The organism is Bacillus sp. BSL6 (genome assembly GCF_052928345.1).
Window position 1 is genome coordinate 259,734 of the sequence record NZ_JAVGCW010000004.1, and the last position, 21,471, is coordinate 281,204.

The window sequence follows — 21,471 nt, forward strand, 5'->3', positions numbered from 1 at the left end:
GGTGACACGAACAAAAAGCATCACCTTTTTGGCGATGCTTAAAAACTCTATTTTACGTTTTAGCTCCCTAAATACAGTTTAAGATCATGGTGACCGAAACTATACTTATATTTCCTCCTCTTCCTTCACTGCCCCTTTTAACCTCTGCAACATATACCCAATCCCTTTACATCCTTCTAACGGATATGTAATCATTTCTTCTGGATATAGCTTTGTTACTACTTTTTTATGCTTTTTCCCTGCAAGTAAGACGATTTCGTCAAACTGTAGTAAACTTTTATCTACCATCTGTTTTTGTAATTGCTCTATACTTATTACCTTATCGCTCTTTGAATCAAACGCAAGATCATAGTTTTCTAGTACAATATCATTTGGCCTTAAAAATCCATGCTTCGCCGATAATATAACCCAACTCTCAAAAAACATTGTTGCATATGCCTGACATGCTTTTCCGAACGGGCTAATATATACATCTTTTGCCTCCATCGGTCCGTAATCAGGATACTTATCCCAAATTTTCTTCTTTCCGCATGGAATTATGCATAACCTTCTCATCGTTTTTACTTACCTCACTTCTAACTTTTTAAATATAAAAATAGAGAATTCTCTACTTCTTCATACTCAGCTTCTATCTCTCCAATCCCCACTACGTTCCAACCATTTTTTGTTTCTATCGGTTTTTCATTCATTATAATATGAACTTGTGTCATATTTTTAAAATCTTCTTCAAATGATGCTAAAACAGGCTGATTTATCATATATGTTTTATTATGTATACTTACACTTAAAAATGTTTTATGTAATACTTTATTTCCGTTTAACTTTACATTCATTGGATTAAACGAATTTAATTTTATATCCCCTACAATATACAGATCATACCCTTCTTCACCATAGAATTGCTTAATCTCCTTATCTCTTTCGTTTTGAACAAAATGAAGGATTTGCTTCGTTTCTTTACTTATTGTAATTTCATTATTTAAACTCAAATCCACATTTATATTTTGTTTTAAAAAAGCATATAACGATTTATCACTATTAAAGAAACTTATTTTCCATTCAGGGAGGATTTCATCTAATAATAAACATAAAAGCATTCCTGAACTATAGCAGCTCTTTCTCATGTTACAATTAGCATCATATACATCTAAAATGAGGCCGCTATATTTTCGTAATGTGTCGCTTTCATCACTTTTACATACTGCATTGTAGGCATTCATTTCAACATACCAAGCAGGCCCCTCTATACTTTCAACCATATACTCATATGTTATAAAAGCTTCTCCCATAACACTAACTCTTTGCTCTCTTAATTCAATAAATTGCTTAATATAATTATTTTTCTCAGCTTGTGACTTGCAATGAACCGCATCATATAAACAAATTCGTTCTTTATTTCGCAATTGTATATTTTCTTCTATTATAGGATATTGAAATCCTAGAGATTCATTTGGAAATCTACTTTCTTTATTCAAATATTGATAGCAATGAAAAAGTTCATGCACCACAATCGCAAGTAAACTTGCATAATCTTTATATCTATTCATATTTACGATGGCAGTTGGATAATCTTTGAATAGAATGCAAGTATCACCTTTAAATTGTTCCTCCCACTTTAAAACTCTATACTCATCATTATCTTTCAAAAATAGAGGATGATGAAATACATACACATGTTCATCATCATATAATGCAAATGCAGCCCTCTTAAAACCAGGCCATAGCCCATTTAATAAATCCATATTTACTTCTTTTTTTATTTGGTTTAGTATATTGTTCATTATATGTAACACCCCTATATCATTCTACATACACCTATTCTATTCCACTTAAAAACAACCCTTTTATTTACATAATTATTAGAAAAACATATATTTTATCTCAAACTATAATGTATTATACAAATATACATGTGATGATTTTATGAAAAGGAGGTGAACAAATGAAAAATATAACCCCTGCACTAGTACTTTATATTATTGTTTGCATAATCGCTATGATTGCTCCATCATCCCAAGGCTATAATCATATTGGCTGGAAATTGTTTGTTGGGCAAGCGTATGCCCTACCTATTTTCCTAATTACAGCTATTATTACATTTTATATAAACAAGAAAAAATCTACGAATAAACAGTTATAAGGATAGCGAATGCTATCCTTATTTTAATTCATTGATTAAATCCAAAATAACACTTGCAGTACTTTCTATCCTTTCTTCCGAAAAATCAAACGTGACACCTGTTTTTTCATATATTTCTTGTATAGATAAATTCCAATCTGCACTCGCACCTTCTTTAAAGAAAGCAATCGCTTTTTCTGGGTCTTCCCGGTAAATTTGAAACAATTGCATTGCTCCTATTTGTGCAATTGCATATTCAATTTTATAAAAAGGAAACTGAACATAGTGAAATGACTCTATCCAACTTGCACCAATTTCATCCTCTAATCCTGCAATGTCGACTGTTGAATATTGATATCTTTTGCATATTTCGGCGTATTTCTTATCACGTTCTTCTGGTGTATGGTTTGGATTCTCATAGATCCAGTGCTGGAATACATCTCCCGCAATTGACGACATTAATAAAGACAAAACACGATATATTTGTACGCGTTGCACTTCTTTATATTCATCCTCTTGCTTATAAAAAACATTCAGCTTATCCATTACTAATAACTCAAGACTGAGGGAATAAAGTTCAGCCACCTCTTCGCGCAGATATCTTTCCTGCATACTACTATCGTTTTTAAATTGTTTATAAAAATGAAATGCATGCCCCACTTCATGTATAAGTGCATTAATTGCATAAAATGAAGGACTAAAATTAGAATACACAAAAACCTCTTTACTATGAGGCAAGGTAAAACAAATAGCTCCTGGTGCTTTATTTTCACGTTCTTCTACGTCAATGCATCCAGCTTTCCTTATATGAATAAATTTCTCATAAAAATATAAATCTGTCGTCCGAAACATTTCTTCCACCCCATCCAATAAATTAATAGCATTTTGGAATGGGGCTTTTGGTAAATTACATGGAGAAAGATCCCAAGGGCGATACGTTTTTACATCGAGATTCTTTTTAGAAATACTTCCTAACTGTTTCCAAATTGGTACAACATACTTTTCTATAGATTCATGGAGCTTATAGCAATCATCAATACTGTAATCTCTGTTTTTTTGTTTAAAAGCATATTCACTATAATTATTAAACCCTGCATTTAAAGCTATCTCATTCCGCAATTGTATAAGTTCATTCATAATACGATCCACTTCTGGTTTCACTACACTCCTTGCTTCACATAAAGCGTACCAAGCTTTTTCGCGAATAGCTCTATTTGGGTTATCTAGCTTTGCTTTAACGTGTGCATACGTCTTTTGCTCGCCTTCCCAATTAATTGTTATGTTAGACATTATTTCTCTATACTTCGTAATGCACTCTTGCTCTTTAATAGAAAGAGCAATGTTTTTTTCATTAAACATTTTACTCTTTACAAATCTTGCTTTTTTCATAAATCCATATTTTCGCTCGTCTAATAAGTCAGAAAACGGACACTCTATAAATTTTTGGTCAAACTTTGCATTGTATCTTTTTAAAAGTGGTTGAATTGTATTTTGATTATACATATGTAAATCACGCATATTTTTGTTATCTGTATCTCTATACGTGGCGATTAAACTACTTGTTATCTTCTCTTCTATTTCAGCGTTTACACGCAATTCATCGAAAAGCCAATTTTCTAATTCTAAAACAGAAGTAATATTTCGCTCTAAAAGTGACTGTAATTTACTCTCCAAATCATTAAACATACACAACTCTCCTTTTAAAATTCTAATTTTCTGTTTTTTAGAGAAAGAAAAAGACAAGTAGCCAATCTGACTACTTGTCTTTTTGTTAAATCATACTCAATAATATTAAGCTTGGAATGCTTCTGTTAATACTGGTACGATTTGTTTTTTACGAGATACTACACCTTTTAATGTAGCAGTATTGTTTTCTAGGGATACATTGTATGCTTTCTCAACAACGTTTGCTGCTTTACCGATTGCAAGACCGACAGAATCGTTAGTTAAGATATCAGTTACAACAAATAAGAATAGGTCTAAACCTTTTTCTTCTACTACTGCAGAGATAACTTTTTCAAGTTCTGCTTGGTGTACAAGAACGTCGTTCGTATCAACAGCGTTTACTTGTGCAATTTCAACTTTCGCATTACCCATTTGGAATTCTTTAGCGTCAAGAGAGATTAATTGCTCCATTGTTTTTCCGCTTAAGTCAGCACCAGCTTTTAACATTTCTAAGCCGTATTTATCAGCATCTACACCAGCGATTTCCGCTAATTCACGAGCTGCTGCTACGTCTTGCTCTGTGCAAGTTGGAGATTTGAATAGTAAAGAATCTGAAATGATTGCAGATAACATTAAACCTGCAACTTCTTTACGAATTGTAATGCCGTTTTCTTTGTACATCTTGTTTAAAATTGTAGCTGTACAACCAACTGGCTCACAACGGTAGTAAATAGGATCGCTTGTTTCAAAGTTAGCAATACGGTGATGGTCAATAACTTCTAACACACGAACAGATTCGATATCGTTAGCACTTTGTTGACGCTCGTTATGGTCAACTAAAATAACGTTGTCCACTTCGTTTGCTACTGTCTCAACAAAACGCGGTCCTTCTACTTTAAAATAGTCTAACGCAAATTGAGTTTCACCGCTGATTTCGCCTAAACGTACAGGCTCAGCATTCATTCCTAATTCTTTTTTCAATTCTGCATAAGCAATTGCAGAACAAATTGCATCTGTATCTGGGTTTTTATGCCCGAAAACTAGTACTTTTTCCATGTTTTCCACCTCTTCATGAAAAGGATATCTTAAAGAAGCAAATATGACAATATTTAAAGCATAATTTTTTATAAATAATTGCACTTTCTTCTATATTTTTCATCGTTTTTTATAAAAAAGATCATCTAAAATGAATTAGATGATCGAAATGTATACTTTATTTAAAATAATGTAGGAACTTGCACTACATGATTTAGCACGTTATTTGATGCTAAACCGTTATTTACAAGGTTAACATCTATCACTTGATAAAATGCATTTCCAGTATCCGCTATTTCCCACACAGCTAAAATAAGGTGATATCCATTTCTATCAGTTGGTACATTTGCTTCATGTGTTACTGAAGTTCCAGGTCTAGCTCCTCCATCATTTTTCACATAGAAAGGTACTAAATCTAAATCAGATCGTGATAGTGGCTTATTTGGATTCCAATCTTTTTTCGTAATATAATATTTCCATTCTTTCGTACTATGAGGTGCAGTTAGTTTCCACTTAAATGTATTCGTCCCGCCGTTTAACGTAACTTTTTTCCACCTATCAACTGTTTGAACGTCTAAAGCAGGGAAATGGCCAGCTCCTGCGATTTGTCCATCAGAAGGTCCTAATTGCGGGAATCCACCTATTCCTTCTACACTTTGCGGCTCATATTGAATCGGACCACAATTTACATTTACCCCTTGCTTACATAAATAAGAACGGCTCGCTGGTGATTCTACGTATCCATGAGCTGAAGCCTTTTCTGAAAAGCCGAATGTTAACAATCCTGTAAGTAATATCCCACCACTTAATATAACTTTCTTCACCTTCTGTAAACCTTTCGTTTTCATCTCGTCATCCCCTTTCCCATAATAAAGCGAAAATAACTATAGTTGCCTAGTCATCTTCTCTACATCCATTATAAGTCGAGGAACATTACTAAAAGAACCCTCTAAAAACTTTCTCAAATTCAATTAGCACATTAATTAAATTCAAATAACACCGCTAGAGAAATATAGACGGTGTTAAAAATCGAACTTTATTATTTTAAGCATGATAGCATTGTAACCATCACTTATAAAAATTTATAATAAATAACCGTGGCATCTAAATTACCATTTGGAGATATTGCGTATTCTGGTATTTTTCCAACTTCTTGATAGTCTAATGATTTATACAATCTGTTGGAAGGGTCTCCTTCTCTCGTATCTAGCACTAAAAGAGACCTATTTTCTTGCTTCGCTCGTTCCTCTGCTTTTTGCATAAGTAAACGTCCAATACCATTACGTCTAAAGTTTGGATGAGTCATTAACTTACAAATCTCGGCTCTATGAATTCCGTTAGGCTTTGTAACTAAATGTAATTGAATACTCCCTGCCAATTGATTGTTTATTTTAGCGACATATAAGATCACTTCTGGCGCTATAACAGTTTGCCAATACTTTATTGATTCTTTTTGTTCCAGTGGAGGTAAAAAACCAATTGACGCTCCATCATCTACAACCGTTTTCAAAAGGTTAGAAAGCTCTTCCACATCATCTTTTATTTGCTTAACCTCTTCAATTACTAAATTTTGCATTACTAATCCCCCCTTTTGTTTCATTGTACCAATTTTTAAAGCAGGAATAATGATATACTAAGATGAAATTCTTTAAAACATGATTTTTTAGGGAAAGGATAACGATATGAAATATATAGTAGATAGAACATATGCAAAAGAAGTACTCGAATGGGCATATGAACAAAACCCCGGTCCTTGGTTTGAACATTCAATAAATGTTGCTCAGGCAACTGAAAACATAATTATAGAACTTATTAAAAATGGGTATAACCTAGATGCTGATATAGCATATAATGCTGCCCTTTTGCATGATATCGGAAGATACAAAGGTTTTACCAAATCGGTCATTCATTCCTATGATGGTTATATGTATATGAATGATTTAGGGTATACAGGAAACGCTGTTATTTGTGTTACACACTCATTCCCATGCAAAAATGAACATATAGATATCGCAGCGGAGTGGAGTCTCGTTCCTGACCATATGAGAATCCAGTTAGTTGAAATATTGAATGAACATTGTAACTACGATTTATACAATAAAGTAATTACTCTTTGTGATGCTCTTGCTGACGCGGATGGTTTTACTACACTGGAAAGAAGATTGATTTCCGTTGGTTTACGTCACGGTACAACGTCTCATACATCATTACATTGGAAAGGGTTTTATGCAATTAAGAAAGAATTAGAAGCTTTAATCGGTAAAAGCATATACACAGTTCTTCCTGATGTAGAGAATTCGATTTATGAAGATATAAAATATTAAAGTGAATACAAATTTAACTTCACATAAAAAACGTTTTAAACATAAAGTTTAAAACGTTTTTTTCTATTCAATGCTTATGATTTTTCAGTTCTGTTAAACACTCTTGCACTAAAGTTACCGTTTGACTCATTGCAGCTCCACCAGCAAATGCTGCTGATACACCACACGCTTCCAGAATTTCTTTATCTGAACACCCTTGATCAAGACAACCTTTTGTATGATAAATGGTACAATATTCATCTTGCGTTGCTAGACTAATTCCTAATGCGATAAGTTGTTTTTCCCTTTTTGTTAAAGTGCCCTCTTGAAAACAAGCTTGCGTGAATGCATTATATGTTTCAGCAATTTCAGGAATTTGGTTTGTAAAACTACCGATTCCTTCTTTATAATGATGTAGAACGTCATTTACTGAACTATGATGTTGTTCGTGTTCCATCTTATTATTACCCCCATTCAAATTATCTGTACCTACTGTAGTATGTGATGAAAAGAAGGCAATATACCTCGTTAAATAGAATTAATATTCAGTTTATTTAAACTGCAGTTTCAGACTATCATCCACTACCGCTTGTTCTTTAACGTTTTTTCTTTGAACCTCTTTACTTCTGTCTTCCCAAAATGTTAAACCTTCAATCCCTACATTTTTAGGATCAAATACTGGATCTTTCCCTTCTTTTTTCTGCGCTTCATAATCTTTTAACACTTTTAATGCGATTTTACTTAATAGTAGAATCGCAATTAAGTTTAACCATGCCATACTACCAATTCCTAAATCCCCAAGATTCCATAAAAGCGACGCTGATTCTATGCTACCAATGTAAACCATAATTAAAAATCCAATTTTCAAAACTGGTTTTAACCAGCTATATTTAAGCTCACGATCTAAATAAGTAAGTGTCGTTTCAGCGATATAGTAGTATGCGAGTAAAGTTGTAAATGCGAAGAAGAAGATTGCGATTGAAATGAATAATGGACCAAACCCAGTCATAACAGTTTCAACTGCTTGTTGTGTATAGATTGGACCAGCATCAACATTCCCTATATTTTTTACAATAGCGCTTTTCCCTTCCGGTATAACATTATACATACCTGTTATTAAAATCATAAGAGCTGTCGCTGTACATACGATAATTGTATCAATGTATACAGAAAAAGCTTGAACTAACCCTTGTTTTGCTGGGTGAGATACTTCAGCCGCAGCAGAGCTATACGTCGCTTCTCCAACGCCAGCTACATTTGAAAATACAGCGCGCTTTACGCCCCATGCAATTGCTGCACCAACGATTCCACCAAACATTTCATTTACACCGAAAGCACTTGAGAAAATTAAAGCGAACATACTTGGAATTTCTGTTACATTCGCAATTAATACGATACATGTAACAATTACATAACCAATTGCCATAAATGGAACGAGCATTTGAGAAACGCCTGCAATTCTCTTTACGCCACCAAAAATGATTGCTGCTAATAATATGACTAACAATATACCAGTTATATATTTGCTAATCCCATTAGAGTTTTCGAATCCAACTGCGATACTACTAGATTGAATACCTGGTAATAAAACACCATATGAAAGTGTTACAACGACCGCTACAATGACAGCAAACCATTTCATGTTTAAGCCTTTTTCAATGAAATACGGTGTACCACCGCGATATTCATTTCCAACTTTACTTTTATATATTTGAGATAATGTTGATTCGACAAAGGCACTAGCTGCTCCTAAAAGAGCCATTACCCACATCCAAAATACAGCTCCAGGCCCGCCGAAAGCGATAGCTGTTGCGACCCCTGCAATATTACCTATTCCGACCCTACCTGATAAGGCTAAACAAAATGCTTGAAAGGATGAAATTCCCGTCTCCGAGCTCTTCCCTTCAAATAATAGTTTAATCATCTCTTTAAAATAACGAATTTGTAGAAAACGAGTTACAATAGTAAAATACACCCCTGCCCCTAATGCGAAAATAACTAGCCCTATACTCCATACTTGCCCTACTAACCACTCTACTAATTGCTCCATCCAAATCCCCCTTATCATTCTTTTGAAAACTATTTTATATATAAGAAAACGGACAACTATTATTAAATCTTCCAGTTGTCCGTATCTCTTATTATTTCATCCCTCTATTTATTAACAGTTAGATTCTCTATTACTTTATATTTACCCAAACACTCTTCACTTCTGTGTAATTATCAAGCGCATATGAACCTAACTCACGACCGATTCCAGATTGTTTAAACCCACCAAATGGTGCCGCTGCATTTTCTAAGTTATAATCATTAATCCATACTGTTCCTGCTTTTAACTTATTGGCAACTTGATGTCCTGTTTTAATATTTTGTGTCCATACGCCCGCAGCAAGCCCATATGACGAACGATTTGCTCTTTCGATTACTTCTTCCGTTGAATCAAATGGAAGTACAACGACAACAGGACCGAAGATTTCTTCCTTAACTATCGTCATATCGTCAGTAACATCTGTGAATACGGTTGGCTGTACAAAATAACCTTTTTCAAATGCACGTTCACCACCAGCAGCAACAGTCGCGCCTTCAGCTTTTCCTTGTTCAATGTAATGTAGTACACGCTCTTGTTGCTTTTTAGATACGAGTGGACCCATTTCTGTTTCCTTCTCCATACCTGCTCCAAGTTTCACGTTATTCGCCATTTTTACTAGTTCATTTACGACGGTTTCGTAATGTTTTCGGTGAACGAACACGCGAGATCCAGCACTACAATTTTGGCCGTGATTATACATAATACCTTGGAATGCACCGTTAATCGCTTCTTCTAAATCAGCATCTTCTAAAATGATATTTGGTGATTTACCACCAAGTTCTAACGTTACATGTTTAATTGTTTCTGCAGATTGACGCATAATATATTTTCCTGTAACTGTTGAACCTGTGAAGGCTACCTTATCAATATCATGATGGTTTACAATTGCAGCTCCCGCTTCAGGGCCGAAACCTGGCACAAAGTTTACAACACCATCTGGAAAACCTGCTTCTTTAAAAAGTTTCGCTGTATATAATAACGATAAAGGAGTTTGCTCTGCTGGTTTTAATACGATCGTACAACCTGTTGCTAGTGCAGCTCCCATTTTCCAAGAAGACATAACGAGCGGAAAATTCCAAGGAATAATTTGACCTACAACGCCAACAGGTTCATGGCGTGTGTAATTTAAGTAATCTTTTGAAATCGGAATGGTTTGCCCGATAATTTTCGTAGCCCATCCCGCATAATAGCGATAATTTTCTACAGTCGCTGCAATATCATCATCCAGTGCTACTTGATATGGTTTCCCGTTATCTAAAGCTTCTAACTGCGCCAATTCTTCTCCATGCTCTTCAATTAAGTCTGCTAATTTATAAATAAGATGTGCTCTTTCAGCAGTAGTCATTTCTGCCCAAGGTCCTGATTCAAATGCAGATCTTGCCGCTTTTACTGCGACATCAATATCCTCTTCTTGTGCTTCGCATACGATAGCTAAAACATCTTCAGTTGCTGGATTGTATGTCTCAAATGTCTTTCCACTAATGGAAGGAACAAATTCACCATTAATAAACATTTTAATTTCTTCATTTAAAAACGCTTTCACTTTTGGTTTTAGTTCAATGTTTTTCGTTAACATTTATGCTCTCCTCCTTATTTAAACAGCTGCATGAGCTGCAATTTTTGAAATAATCGTTTGAAGTTTTTGATCTTCTTCTTCAGTTAATCCGAGTCTCGGATAACGTGAAGGTCCTCCAGCTTGCCCGTGTAATTCCATTGATCGTTTCACAATTTGCACATACTTTCCTGATCCTTCAAGAAACTCGCAAAGAGGTAAAATAGCGTCGTTTATTTCCCAAGCTTTTTCTAATTCACCATTATGAAAATGCTCATACATTTTCGTAACAAGTCCCGGTACGATATTACCTGCTACTGAAACCCAGCCCGTCGCACCAACTAAATAAGATTCCATAACTAAATCTTCAGATCCACAGAATACTTGAAACGCACCTTCGCCTTGTCTTACTAAATCTCTTGCTTTTCGAATATCTCCGCTAGATTCTTTAATATGTGTAACATTTTCACACTCTTTTCCAATACGTAGCATGAGTTCTGTACTCATATCAACACCAGATGTAAACGGATTATTGTATAACATAATTGGTATATTTACAGCGTTTGAGATTTCTTTAAAGTGAAAATAAATTTCCTCTTCTTTTGGCTTACAATAGTATGAGTTAATAATTAATGCGCAGTCCGCTCCGTGCGTTTCTGCATGTTTTGTAAATTCAATCGTTTCTTTCGTCGTTTCTGCTGCAGTTCCAACAATAACCGGAATACGGCCATTAACTTCTTTTAATACTGTTTCTACCATTTTAAATCGTTCTTCTTTTGACAAACTAACAAACTCTCCTGTGCTTCCGTTTATAATAATGCCAGCCACTTTTTGCTCAATAAAGTAGTTTACGTTTTGTTTTACACCGTTCCAATTAATTTCTTGAAACTCATCCATCGGTGTGATTAATACTGGAAATGCCCCTTTAATTGTTTTCATATTTATCTCTCCCCTTACCATTTTATTTTAATAAAAATCCTGCTGGAAATGGATCTGTAGGGTCTAGTAGAAATGTCTGCACCCCTGTAATAAAACCTCTACTTTCAAAACGGAAAATGTAACCCGTTTCTTCCCTTTTCACTTTTTCAACTGTTATAAAGCTATTAAATATACTTTCATTTATAAAAGGTTTATCCGCTATACTATCGTTTTTAAATAACGTATGAACAAATGACACAATAGTAGAGACAAACCCCGGCGAACGTACGATAAAGCTATCTTCATGAAAGGTAATCGACTTTATATGGTTCTTCTCTTTCTGCGAAGGCTCTACTAAAATAAGCCTTTTTATTAGCGACTGTTTTTGTATAGTTTGGAGTGTAGCTTCTCCCCATTTTTTCAACTCAGAAATGTTTTCAATACAAATTTCTGGAGAATACGCACCTTTTTCTACAACTGCGTATACTTTATCTGCCTGTATAAGAGAGTAACTTATATTACCAACCTGTAAATTTTTCTCAATCAAATAACATAGTTTACTTTCAAACGAAACAGATACAACTTCATCATTCTCTACATACGCATGGACTGAAAATATGCCAGATAACGTTTCGATTTTGTATTGATTCGTCTCTCTCTTTTTTAAATAGCCGCTTTCTAGTAACATCGTTATGACTGCGACAATACCTCCGTAATGGAGAGGAATTGACCCTTCATGATTAAAAAATAATACAGCTGCATCGACTTCCGGATGAATAGAAGGAACGACGATACATCCATTTAAACCGATAAAACCACGCGGTTCATTTAATAAAAGCTGCATTTCTTCTGCTAATTCACCTGAAAATTGTTCGTTTAATTGTTCTAAATTGTAGTAGTACTTGCATGGTACATCTTTGATTACACGGAATGCCTCTCCATTTACGTGTACGTCTACTGCTGTATACATTTTTTGAATGTTCATTTTACATCCTCCGTTTCATGTTCCATCGGCGGAATTAGCAAAAAGCCTTCTTTCAGTGGATCCTTTTCATTGTAAAAAAATCTATGCATCCCCATAAGCCAAGCTGAACCTGTAATTTTCGTTACGACAGCTTCAATATTTTCAACATTTGTCGTATTTATGACACAACCTTTAAATAAAGAGCCAACGATACTCTCGTGAACAAACTCTTCATCAATCTCAATTTTTTGGTTAGCATATAATACCGCTAACTTTGCTGATGTTCCTGTACCACATGGAGAACGATCAATTCCTCCAGGCGGAACGACAACTGTATTTTTCACATGCGCACTTTCATGTGTAGGATCTGTATAAAACTCCACATGGGTTAATCCTCTAATAAACGAATGCTCTGGATGAATGATTTCAAATTTCTCATTAATGATATTTCTTATATAAATTGCCTTATCTATGATTGTAGATGCGTTTTCTGGTACTAACTCTAACCCTACTGATTTCGCATCGATAATGGCATAAAAATTCCCTCCATACGCAATATCCGCCTCTACAGTTCCAATGTCTTCGACGTCTACAGTAATGTGTTTCAGTAAAAAAGCTGGTATGTTACAAAAGGAGACTTCTTTCGCTTTTCCATCTTGAACAAAGATATCCACTTCAACTAAGCCGGCTGGCGTGTCTAACTTTAACGAGGTAATCGGTTCAACTACCGGAATTAAACCTGATTCAATTAAAGCTGTACATACACCAATTGTATCGTGACCACACATCGGTAAATATCCACCTGTCTCTATGTAAATAACACCAATATCTGCTTCAGGATGACACGGATCTGTTAATAGTGCTCCTGACATTACATCATGACCACGCGGTTCATTCATTAACAATTTGCGAATCCAGTCATACTCCTTTTTCATATGTAACATCTTCTCTGCCATCGTCTCGCCTATTAACTTAGGCAGGCCGCTAATCAATGTTCTCGTTGGATTCCCACCCGTATGTGTATCAATCGTCGTAAAGACTCTTTGTGACCTCATCCGTTTAACACCCTTTCTGTAAAACGACTCAAACGAAGTGGTTCAATAGGAATGATTGTTTCTTTTTCGTTTAATAACTCTTCAATCACTTTTCCTGTAACTGCGGCAAGACTAATGCCATCCCCCTCATGCCCTGCTGCTATAAAGTAATTTGGGATATGTTCCACACGTGAAATAATCGGCAAATGATCTTCTGTCCACGGGCGTAATCCAGCATATGAACGAATCACCATCATATCCGCCATTTTCGGATAAAAACGTATTGCTCTGTTCGCAATACATTTAATAACCTCGTTATTTATCCTCGTATGAAACCCTACAAACTCTCTACTACTACCAATTAAAAAATTTTGGCTTTCTGTCGGCTCAAACACAAGAGCTACTCCATATTTTTCAGTTAAAGCATCCACTTTTCGTTTTCCACCAAATTTAGAAATTAAATAACCAAATTCCATTACTTTACGGCAACCAACGTGTTGTTGCCTTGAAGCTACAATAATATGCCCTTTTCTCGGTTCAATTGGGATATTTATATCCAACATTTGTCCGATTTTCGGAGCCCACACACCCGCTGCGTTCACCACTTGCTTCGCAGTAAACGTCCCATTTGTCGTTTCTACAATAAAGGAACCGTCTTTATCTCTTTTCATTTCTTTTACTTCCGTATGATTAAAAGCCTTCGTACCATATTTCTTCGATTCTGCAAGAAGTGAAAAAGCAAGAAGATATGGATTTACAGTCGAATCTGTTGCGCATTCTAACCCGCCTAATAAATCATCTGCAAAAAATGGCGATTCCGCTCTTATATCTTGCCTATCAAGCATTCGAAACGGTAAACCCGCTTCTTTTTGACGATTCACCCATTGCTGCGCTGCTTCCATCTCTTCATCCGACTCACATACGAGAATACTTCCTGGTGCCCTATATTCAAATGAGTGCTCTAACTCTTCACTTAAATCCGTTACTAATTTTTGACTTACTAACGACATTTGACTATCAAATCCTGGGTCTTTATCAATAGCCAAAATATTTCCATCGCAGCGTGAAGACGTCCCGCTGACAAATTCTCCTTTTTCAATGATTGTTACGTCTCTTCCGTATTTTGAAGTGTAATAAGCGATCGAGCAGCCAATAATACCGCCGCCAATTATTAAAACGTCGCAGTGCCTCACAAAATACTCCTCCTTCCCCTAAAGCTCTCACTTTCTTTTATGCAATTGACGTGCCAACTGTACATATATACAATTTTTACAAATAATATTTTTACTTGTAAAAATATTTTAAATTTATCGCAAATAAGTGTATTATTTTTTTATCACTGTCAAAATTTTTATACATAATAGGAGGACAATATGGCATTCTCATTTCCCTCAATAAAAGAATTTCTAAAAATTTTATCCATTGATCATACATACTGCTTGCAACATATTGAGCAAATTAACGGAAAGTATTATTACCGCCCTTCTACTACAGAAAAATATAACTGCGCAGTAATATATGAAGATGAATCATTCACCGCTTTAATTGACGCGTTTTCCAATGAAATAGTCGTTATCATAATGAACGAAAATAAAGAGCCTATATGCTGTATAACAGCTCAGCAAATCATCCCGTTTCTTGTTAAGTCATACAATGAACTCCATTCTTTTTATAACACCGTAATACAAACAACGGATTCTTCCGTTACAGTCATCGATGATAAAGAACGCGTTTGCACCTGGACAGATGGCGCCGAGAAGATCTTTTCAGTCAAGCATAATGAAATTATTGGGCAACCTATCACTCGTTTTTTTGACTATAAAGATTTGGAAATTTTGCAATCATTACATGACGGAAAAAGTATAATCGCTCAGTTCCATCAACCTCGTCCAGATTTATTCGTATTAATTAACTCAAATCCAGTTTATTGTAACGGTGAAATTATAGGAGCAGTCGTTTCAGAAACTGACGTTACAAATCAAGTCGCATTAAATGAAAAACTATTCAATATGTCACATGAAATGCACCGTTTAGAACAAGAAGTAGCAAAGTATAAAGATGAATCAGATCCTTTTCTTGCGATGAATGGAAAGAGTCCTGTTATACAAAGAACAATACAATTAGCTAGAAAAGTTTGTTCGGTGAAATCAACTGTTTTAATACTCGGTGAAAGTGGTGTTGGAAAAGAAGTATTTGCGAAAGCAATTCATGAAGCTAGTGAGGCAGCGAAGGCACCTTTTATTTCGATTAACTGTGGTGCCATTCCAGAGGCGTTATTTGAAAGCGAATTATTCGGGTATGAGCGCGGGGCGTTTTCTGGTGCAAATAGTAAAGGTAAGAAAGGTAAAATAGAGCTCGCCCAAGGCGGCACATTATTTCTTGATGAAATAGGAGAAATGCCGCTCGATATGCAAGTGAAACTTTTGCGCGTACTACAAGAACGAAAATATTACCGAGTTGGTGGAGAAAAAGAGATTCATATTGACTTCCGTATTATCGCTGCTACCAATCGTGATTTACAAGAAGAAATGAGAAAAGGCACGTTCCGAGAAGATTTATACTATCGCCTAAATGTAGTTAGTTTGCATATTCCACCGCTGCGCGAAAGACGCGAAGATATTATTGAATTAACCTATTCTTTCCTAAACGATTTTTCAATAAACTATAACAGACCCATTCGCGACTTACCTTCAAGCATTATGCATGAACTGCTTCATTACAATTGGCCAGGTAATATTCGCGAGCTCCGTAACGTTATTGAAAGACTTGTCGTATTTGCGACTGACGGTATTATAAAACAAGAATATTTACCATTCCATACAACTGAAACGTTAGACGAACATTCGACTCATTCCCTATTACTCAGCAACAATAATACAATCCTCTCTTTACAAGAAGAGATGGAGGAACATGAGAAAAAAGTCATTGAGAGGGCTTTACGCATTTTGAATGGGAATAAATTAGAATGTGCGAAACAGCTTGGTGTTACGAGGGCTACTTTATATAACCGTTTAAAAAAACTTGGATTACAATAAACCTTCCCTCCTCTATATTGGCATAGTTTTTGCATTATATAATTTGTGCAAACCGAACTAGAGGAGGAATACATATGACGAATAAAGACCACTTAATTGTTTGTCGATGTGAAGAAGTTACATACGGTCAACTTCAATCGACAATTGCTGATTATAAATGCTCGGCAAGAGAATTAAAACTAAGAACACGTGCTGGCATGGGATTTTGCGGTGGCCGCACATGTAGAATGATGATAGATCGAATGATTGAACATGCAAATCCAGGCGTAACTACAAATGATATTCCATTGAAATATCAACCACCGGTACGAGCAGTTACTTTTGGATCGGTAGGTGAAAGTAAATGAGTAGAATTACACATCACCCTATTTTAGGAAGTTTACATAATAGTAATCGCATTACTTTTCAATTTAACGGTCAACAATATGAAGCATATGAACATGAAACGATTGCGGCCGCTTTACTTGCAAACGGAATAAGAACATTAAGAGTGCACGAAGATAACGGGACACCGCGAGGTATTTACTGTAATATCGGACATTGTTCTGAATGCCGTGTCACTGTAAACAATCAAGCAAACGTACGATCATGCTTAACTGTTGTAGAAAACGGTATGGTTGTTGATAGTGGTAAACAGCATCCAAATATCGTTAGAGAGATGGTGAAAAAGCGATGAATGATGTCATAATTATCGGAGCTGGACCAGCGGGTTTATCAGCCTCTATCTCTTGCGCTCGATTTGGACTGAATGTACTTGTTATTGATGAATTTATGAAGCCTGGCGGGAGATTGTTAGGACAATTACATCAAGAGCCTTCTGGAGAATGGTGGAACGGAATAGAAGAATCGAAGCGACTTCACGATGAAGCAAAATCACTTTCAGTTCATATTCGATGCGGTATTTCCGTCTATAATTTAGATAAAGATGAAAGTTGTTGGTTCGTACATACGAATATCGGTACGTTAGAAGCACCGTTCGTTTTACTTGCTACTGGCGCTGCTGAGTACTCCATTCCCCTTCCCGGTTGGACACTTCCAGGAGTCATGTCAATCGGGGCAGCCCAAGTAATGACAAATGTTCATCGCGTTCAAGTTGGGGAAAAAGGAATCATTATTGGTGCTAACATTTTGTCATTCGCTATTTTGAATGAATTACAATTAGCAGGCATCAAAGTTGAACATATCGTCCTTCCTGAAAAAAGTGAATTAAGTCAACAGGCTGGAGAACCGGAAGAAGTTTTAAATTCTCTATTACATGCTGCACACCTTGCCCCGTCACCTTTATTACGTATAGGTAGTAAATTGATGAAATATAATTGGGCTAAACAAGCTGGATTAACCTTCTATCCAAACAGCGGAATGAAAATAAACGGTACACCTCTTCACCTTCGAAAAGCAGCGCTTGAAATTATCGGAACAGATCAAGTTGAAGGTGTACGCATTGCTAATATTGATACGAAAGGAAATATCGTAACTGGATCGGAACAAATATATGAGGTAGACTTCGTTTGTATTGCCGGCGGCTTATATCCTCTTGCTGAACTAGCTGCTGTAGCTGGCTGCCCTTTCCGTTACATTCCGGAATTAGGCGGTCATGTTCCTCTCCATTCTGAAACAATGGAAACCCCTCTTTCTGGTTTATTTGTAGCCGGCAATATAACTGGCATTGAAAGCGGGAAAATTGCAATGGCACAAGGAACTGTTGCCGGATATTCAATTGTAAAACAAGCAAATAAAAAATCTCATTCGGTTGAACAACACTTACAACAAGCGATCCAACATGTACATGCGGTACGTCAACAAGCTGCTATTCAATTTAACCAAGGTGTTGATGTCGGTAGACGGAAGATGAATGAAATTTGGCAGGATTATTCCCTTGCATATGCCCATACTAAAAAGAGCTGCTGAGATTACTCTCAGCAGCTCTTTTTCCTACTCATCTGAGTTATTAAATTTCGCTAATGCGTAAATGCCTTCTTCATCATCTAATTCAAGTTGTAATCTTGCCGCAAATGAATTGACATTATATTCTCTGTCAAGCAATAAGCGTAGTGCTTCGATTAAGTTCGCTTGAATTAAAATTTGTTGGCGACCATTTACCTCTACTTCAGCAGAGAAACCGTAGTCATCGTCGTACATGAGTTCAACTAAAACTTCTTCTGGACCAACTTGTCTTTTTTCAGCGATATATACGCAAAGTGCATTAATCAGTTCTTGTTCAGAAATTTTTATCGTTTCCATGCTACTTCATCTTCCTTTTTCTTACGTTGATCTTTGAAGTATTTAAATGCACGAACTGCTAACATTACGATACCAGCCATTACTAACATATTTACCATAAATGCTAATACAGAACCAAGAGCTCCCATATTTGCAAATAAGCTACCCATTAGTAAACCACCAAGACCACCTAGTAATAAACCTTTCATAAAGCTTCCTTTATTACTTTTTGGTGCTGTGTTTGTTGCTTTCGTTTTTGAATCTGGAGTCGTTTTTTGAGAATTTACATTTGAATCTTTTTTGTTTAAATCAACTTTTGATTTTTGGCCTGAACTTGGTGAAAATGATTTTTTACCAGATTTGTAACTTTTCGCTGCCGCATGATCTACGAACATAAAGCTACTAGCACCAAAGATTACCATGAATGCTGTCATGACTGCTACAAGTTTTTTCAACATATTATATCCATTCTCCTTTTATATAGATATATGTGAAATCTATCTCTCTAGTAAATTCAGAATGATAGATTTATTTTTAAGAACATTTTAAGGTTCTTATGAACTTATTATATGAACTTTTGTCGAAATATGCAAGTATTATTTACTTCCGACAGTTTTATGACATAAGGAAAAATTAAGCAAAACAGAATTGACTTTAAATGAAACAAAACATATTATAGGTTCATAAGAACTTTTTATTATTTATGGAGGTGAAAAGATGGAAACATTTCATCTCACACGAAACGAAATGGCTACCCTTCTTCTATCACTAAGAGGTTGGAATACGAAAAAGCCTCTCGGTATTTTACAAGAAGCTTGGGCAAAGTCACATAAAAAAGATATTGAAAGCGGACAAAGCGTTACTGCTTTTATTACTACCGCACTTTCACCTATTTTCGAAAAACTAATTAAGATTGAAGATACGGACGTTGGTTTTTCATTAAATGAAATAGTTGCGCTTGGCAATCAAATTGAAAATACAAGTTTCTCAGTAACAGCCATGCAGAACTGGGTGAAACGAGATATAAAAGAAATGATTGGCTCTCCTCAAAAAGGAAAAAAATATTCAATTGAACAAGCAGCCTTACTATTCATTGTTGAAGATTTAAAAACAGCACTTGATTTCGAATCCATTCGTAAGCTATTACGCCTTATCGTAAATGACCCAGCCGATCGAAGTGATGACTTAATCAATCCTGTTCATTTATATGGAGCATACTCTTCTCTATTTGAAGAACTCAATCAAGGGAATTGCTTACAATTAAATGCAACAGATACAATCCATACAATTGAAAACATCGTAAAAGAAAGAGCTGATAAAATTGCAAGCAAGTTCGATCAAATTAATAATGAACAACGCGAAGCAATTCGTAACGCCATTATTATCGCCACACTCTCTGTACATACCGCTTATGTACAAATGTTAGCGAAACGTTACGTAACAGCAACTTTATTTCTACAAAATTTAGATGTGAAACCGTAAAAAAACAAGCATCCCCCTATCTTATATGTAGAACTGGGAGATGCTTGTTTTTTATATCAATATAAGATGCAAAAATCGTTTACATATAAGTTTCATTTTACAATTACTCTTGATTATGTAATTATTATTACTAATCTATAATTCATTCAACAATTTTCATTTCGTGCTATTAAATGCCTATTAGATTTTCTCGATAAACTTAATTACATCATCGTTGTAATTGTATTTATCATTAATTTCTCGCAATAATTCAATATCGTGAGTATGAGTTTTTCCAGTCTCGAGCAATTCGCGATATAAATCAATATAAGGAAGATTTTTACTAATAGCGTTTTTTAATTCCTTTTCTACATCATAAGAAACTTTTTTAAATCTCACCTCCGCAATCCCTGCCTCATCAATCTCAAGAATTGCATACTGAGCACGTAAGTCAGAGTTTAGCTTATTCCACTTGTAAAAAGGTTGTCCAACTGTTCCTGGGTTAATAATTAATTGATCATTGCTACTATAGCGCAACAATTGATGGTGGGTATGAGCGTAAATCGCGATATCATATTCACGATCAAATAACCGGTCAAACTGTTCCTGATTATTAGTTGGCCACAAATCTCCCCCGTAATTTTTATTTTGTAGATTATGACTAATACTGATCGATAAATCATTAACCTGTTTTATTATCTGTAATGGTAAATTTTTAATTTTCTTAATATAGTTTTCATCCAAGTTTTCACATTGATACTGAACTAATCTAGAAACATAAATATCAGTTGCGTTATCAATATCAATGTTTTTATTAAGAACATCAAGAAAGCTATCTTCCCAGTTTCCTTGTACATAAGTATCAACGTTAATACTTTCTAACATTTCAAATAAATCATTCGATCCAGGACCAGGCATAATTAAATCTCCTAAAAACCAATACTCAGTCACACTTTCTTTCATAGAATCTTCGATAACTGCTTTTAAAGCAGTTGCATTTCCATGTACATCTGCCAGTAATGCAATTTTATATTTCATGTATTTTATTCACTCTCCCTAATTCATGCTATATTCAG

At 35.3% G+C, this 21,471-nt stretch carries 23 protein-coding genes; 7 read left to right on the plus strand and 16 right to left on the minus strand.

The window, feature by feature from the left end; all coding sequences use genetic code 11:
- Window positions 1-105 precede the first annotated feature (105 nt).
- Window positions 106-555 (minus strand): DUF6884 domain-containing protein, encoded by a 450-nt coding sequence (locus RCJ96_RS15465; protein WP_074608604.1) that lies wholly within the window; start codon window positions 553-555, stop codon window positions 106-108.
- A 20-nt stretch (window positions 556-575) separates the two neighbouring features.
- On the minus strand, window positions 576-1,781 hold the full coding sequence (locus RCJ96_RS15470; RefSeq protein WP_242303792.1) for a peptide ABC transporter permease: 1,206 nt from the start codon (window positions 1,779-1,781) through the stop codon (window positions 576-578).
- A gap of 161 nt (window positions 1,782-1,942) precedes the next feature.
- On the opposite strand from RCJ96_RS15470, the gene RCJ96_RS15475 reads away from it, so the two are divergent.
- Window positions 1,943-2,140 carry a DUF4017 family protein gene (locus tag RCJ96_RS15475; protein ID WP_000790449.1) on the plus strand — a complete coding sequence of 66 codons (198 nt, stop codon included), beginning with the start codon at window positions 1,943-1,945 and terminating at the stop codon, window positions 2,138-2,140.
- 18 nt (window positions 2,141-2,158) lie between these two features.
- Here the strand turns inward: RCJ96_RS15475 and RCJ96_RS15480 are convergent, their stop codons facing one another.
- From RCJ96_RS15480 to RCJ96_RS15495, 4 genes are all read right to left on the minus strand, one after another.
- Window positions 2,159-3,805 (minus strand): M3 family oligoendopeptidase, encoded by a 1,647-nt coding sequence (locus RCJ96_RS15480; RefSeq protein WP_416504568.1) that lies wholly within the window; start codon window positions 3,803-3,805, stop codon window positions 2,159-2,161.
- A 105-nt stretch (window positions 3,806-3,910) separates the two neighbouring features.
- The gene (gene ppaC / locus RCJ96_RS15485; RefSeq protein ID WP_000416844.1) at window positions 3,911-4,840 is read right to left on the minus strand and encodes a manganese-dependent inorganic pyrophosphatase; all 930 of its coding nucleotides are present in this window, start codon (window positions 4,838-4,840) and stop codon (window positions 3,911-3,913) included.
- A 161-nt stretch (window positions 4,841-5,001) separates the two neighbouring features.
- Window positions 5,002-5,667, minus strand: a complete 666-nt coding sequence (locus tag RCJ96_RS15490; protein ID WP_000850061.1) for a lytic polysaccharide monooxygenase — start codon at window positions 5,665-5,667, stop codon at window positions 5,002-5,004.
- A gap of 224 nt (window positions 5,668-5,891) precedes the next feature.
- Entirely contained in the window at window positions 5,892-6,395 is a 504-nt protein-coding gene (locus tag RCJ96_RS15495; protein ID WP_071728925.1) for a GNAT family N-acetyltransferase, read from the minus strand.
- Window positions 6,396-6,501: 106 nt separating this feature from the next.
- Here RCJ96_RS15495 and RCJ96_RS15500 point away from each other — a divergent pair, with 106 nt between their 5' ends.
- Complete coding sequence (locus tag RCJ96_RS15500) at window positions 6,502-7,143, plus strand: HD domain-containing protein (RefSeq protein WP_000875269.1); 642 nt, start codon at window positions 6,502-6,504, stop codon at window positions 7,141-7,143.
- A 67-nt stretch (window positions 7,144-7,210) separates the two neighbouring features.
- Here RCJ96_RS15500 and RCJ96_RS15505 read toward each other — a convergent pair whose 3' ends face one another.
- The 7 genes from RCJ96_RS15505 to RCJ96_RS15535 all read right to left on the minus strand — a co-directional run bounded on the left by RCJ96_RS15505 (window position 7,211) and on the right by RCJ96_RS15535 (window position 14,872).
- Window positions 7,211-7,579 carry a carboxymuconolactone decarboxylase family protein gene (locus RCJ96_RS15505; RefSeq protein ID WP_074608600.1) on the minus strand — a complete coding sequence of 123 codons (369 nt, stop codon included), beginning with the start codon at window positions 7,577-7,579 and terminating at the stop codon, window positions 7,211-7,213.
- A gap of 93 nt (window positions 7,580-7,672) precedes the next feature.
- The gene (locus RCJ96_RS15510) at window positions 7,673-9,172 is read right to left on the minus strand and encodes an alanine/glycine:cation symporter family protein (protein ID WP_446699813.1); all 1,500 of its coding nucleotides are present in this window, start codon (window positions 9,170-9,172) and stop codon (window positions 7,673-7,675) included.
- A 130-nt stretch (window positions 9,173-9,302) separates the two neighbouring features.
- Window positions 9,303-10,787 carry an aldehyde dehydrogenase family protein gene (locus RCJ96_RS15515; protein WP_074608597.1) on the minus strand — a complete coding sequence of 495 codons (1,485 nt, stop codon included), beginning with the start codon at window positions 10,785-10,787 and terminating at the stop codon, window positions 9,303-9,305.
- A gap of 18 nt (window positions 10,788-10,805) precedes the next feature.
- Entirely contained in the window at window positions 10,806-11,702 is an 897-nt protein-coding gene (gene dapA / locus RCJ96_RS15520) for a 4-hydroxy-tetrahydrodipicolinate synthase (protein WP_074608596.1), read from the minus strand.
- A 22-nt stretch (window positions 11,703-11,724) separates the two neighbouring features.
- Window positions 11,725-12,666 (minus strand): proline racemase family protein, encoded by a 942-nt coding sequence (locus tag RCJ96_RS15525; protein WP_353823125.1) that lies wholly within the window; start codon window positions 12,664-12,666, stop codon window positions 11,725-11,727.
- Window positions 12,663-13,700, minus strand: a complete 1,038-nt coding sequence (locus tag RCJ96_RS15530) for a proline racemase family protein (RefSeq protein WP_270795871.1) — start codon at window positions 13,698-13,700, stop codon at window positions 12,663-12,665. Before RCJ96_RS15530 ends, RCJ96_RS15525 begins: the two co-directional genes overlap by 4 nt.
- On the minus strand, window positions 13,697-14,872 hold the full coding sequence (locus RCJ96_RS15535) for an NAD(P)/FAD-dependent oxidoreductase (protein WP_270795872.1): 1,176 nt from the start codon (window positions 14,870-14,872) through the stop codon (window positions 13,697-13,699). Before RCJ96_RS15535 ends, RCJ96_RS15530 begins: the two co-directional genes overlap by 4 nt.
- 180 nt (window positions 14,873-15,052) lie before the next feature.
- Here RCJ96_RS15535 and RCJ96_RS15540 point away from each other — a divergent pair, with 180 nt between their 5' ends.
- The 4 genes from RCJ96_RS15540 (at window position 15,053) to RCJ96_RS15555 (ending at window position 18,622) form a co-directional block, all read left to right on the plus strand.
- Window positions 15,053-16,714, plus strand: a complete 1,662-nt coding sequence (locus tag RCJ96_RS15540; RefSeq protein ID WP_242303784.1) for a sigma-54 interaction domain-containing protein — start codon at window positions 15,053-15,055, stop codon at window positions 16,712-16,714.
- Between the two features lie 74 nt (window positions 16,715-16,788).
- Window positions 16,789-17,061, plus strand: a complete 273-nt coding sequence (locus RCJ96_RS15545; protein ID WP_000182232.1) for a (2Fe-2S)-binding protein — start codon at window positions 16,789-16,791, stop codon at window positions 17,059-17,061.
- A complete protein-coding gene (locus tag RCJ96_RS15550) occupies window positions 17,058-17,390 on the plus strand; it encodes a (2Fe-2S)-binding protein (RefSeq protein ID WP_074608588.1) in 333 nt (110 codons plus the stop codon). Before RCJ96_RS15545 ends, RCJ96_RS15550 begins: the two co-directional genes overlap by 4 nt.
- Window positions 17,387-18,622, plus strand: a complete 1,236-nt coding sequence (locus RCJ96_RS15555) for an NAD(P)/FAD-dependent oxidoreductase (protein ID WP_416504569.1) — start codon at window positions 17,387-17,389, stop codon at window positions 18,620-18,622. Before RCJ96_RS15550 ends, RCJ96_RS15555 begins: the two co-directional genes overlap by 4 nt.
- A gap of 24 nt (window positions 18,623-18,646) precedes the next feature.
- Here the strand turns inward: RCJ96_RS15555 and RCJ96_RS15560 are convergent, their stop codons facing one another.
- Together RCJ96_RS15560 and RCJ96_RS15565 are read right to left on the minus strand one after the other, a co-directional pair.
- Window positions 18,647-18,955, minus strand: a complete 309-nt coding sequence (locus RCJ96_RS15560) for a YxcD family protein (protein ID WP_000447759.1) — start codon at window positions 18,953-18,955, stop codon at window positions 18,647-18,649.
- On the minus strand, window positions 18,943-19,392 hold the full coding sequence (locus tag RCJ96_RS15565) for a hypothetical protein (RefSeq protein WP_000914472.1): 450 nt from the start codon (window positions 19,390-19,392) through the stop codon (window positions 18,943-18,945). The genes RCJ96_RS15560 and RCJ96_RS15565 overlap by 13 nt, the downstream gene beginning before the upstream one ends.
- A gap of 259 nt (window positions 19,393-19,651) precedes the next feature.
- Here RCJ96_RS15565 and RCJ96_RS15570 point away from each other — a divergent pair, with 259 nt between their 5' ends.
- On the plus strand, window positions 19,652-20,416 hold the full coding sequence (locus tag RCJ96_RS15570; protein WP_016087514.1) for a DUF1836 domain-containing protein: 765 nt from the start codon (window positions 19,652-19,654) through the stop codon (window positions 20,414-20,416).
- 180 nt (window positions 20,417-20,596) lie between these two features.
- Here the strand turns inward: RCJ96_RS15570 and RCJ96_RS15575 are convergent, their stop codons facing one another.
- Window positions 20,597-21,433 carry a metallophosphoesterase family protein gene (locus RCJ96_RS15575; protein WP_416504570.1) on the minus strand — a complete coding sequence of 279 codons (837 nt, stop codon included), beginning with the start codon at window positions 21,431-21,433 and terminating at the stop codon, window positions 20,597-20,599.
- Window positions 21,434-21,471 lie beyond the last annotated feature (38 nt).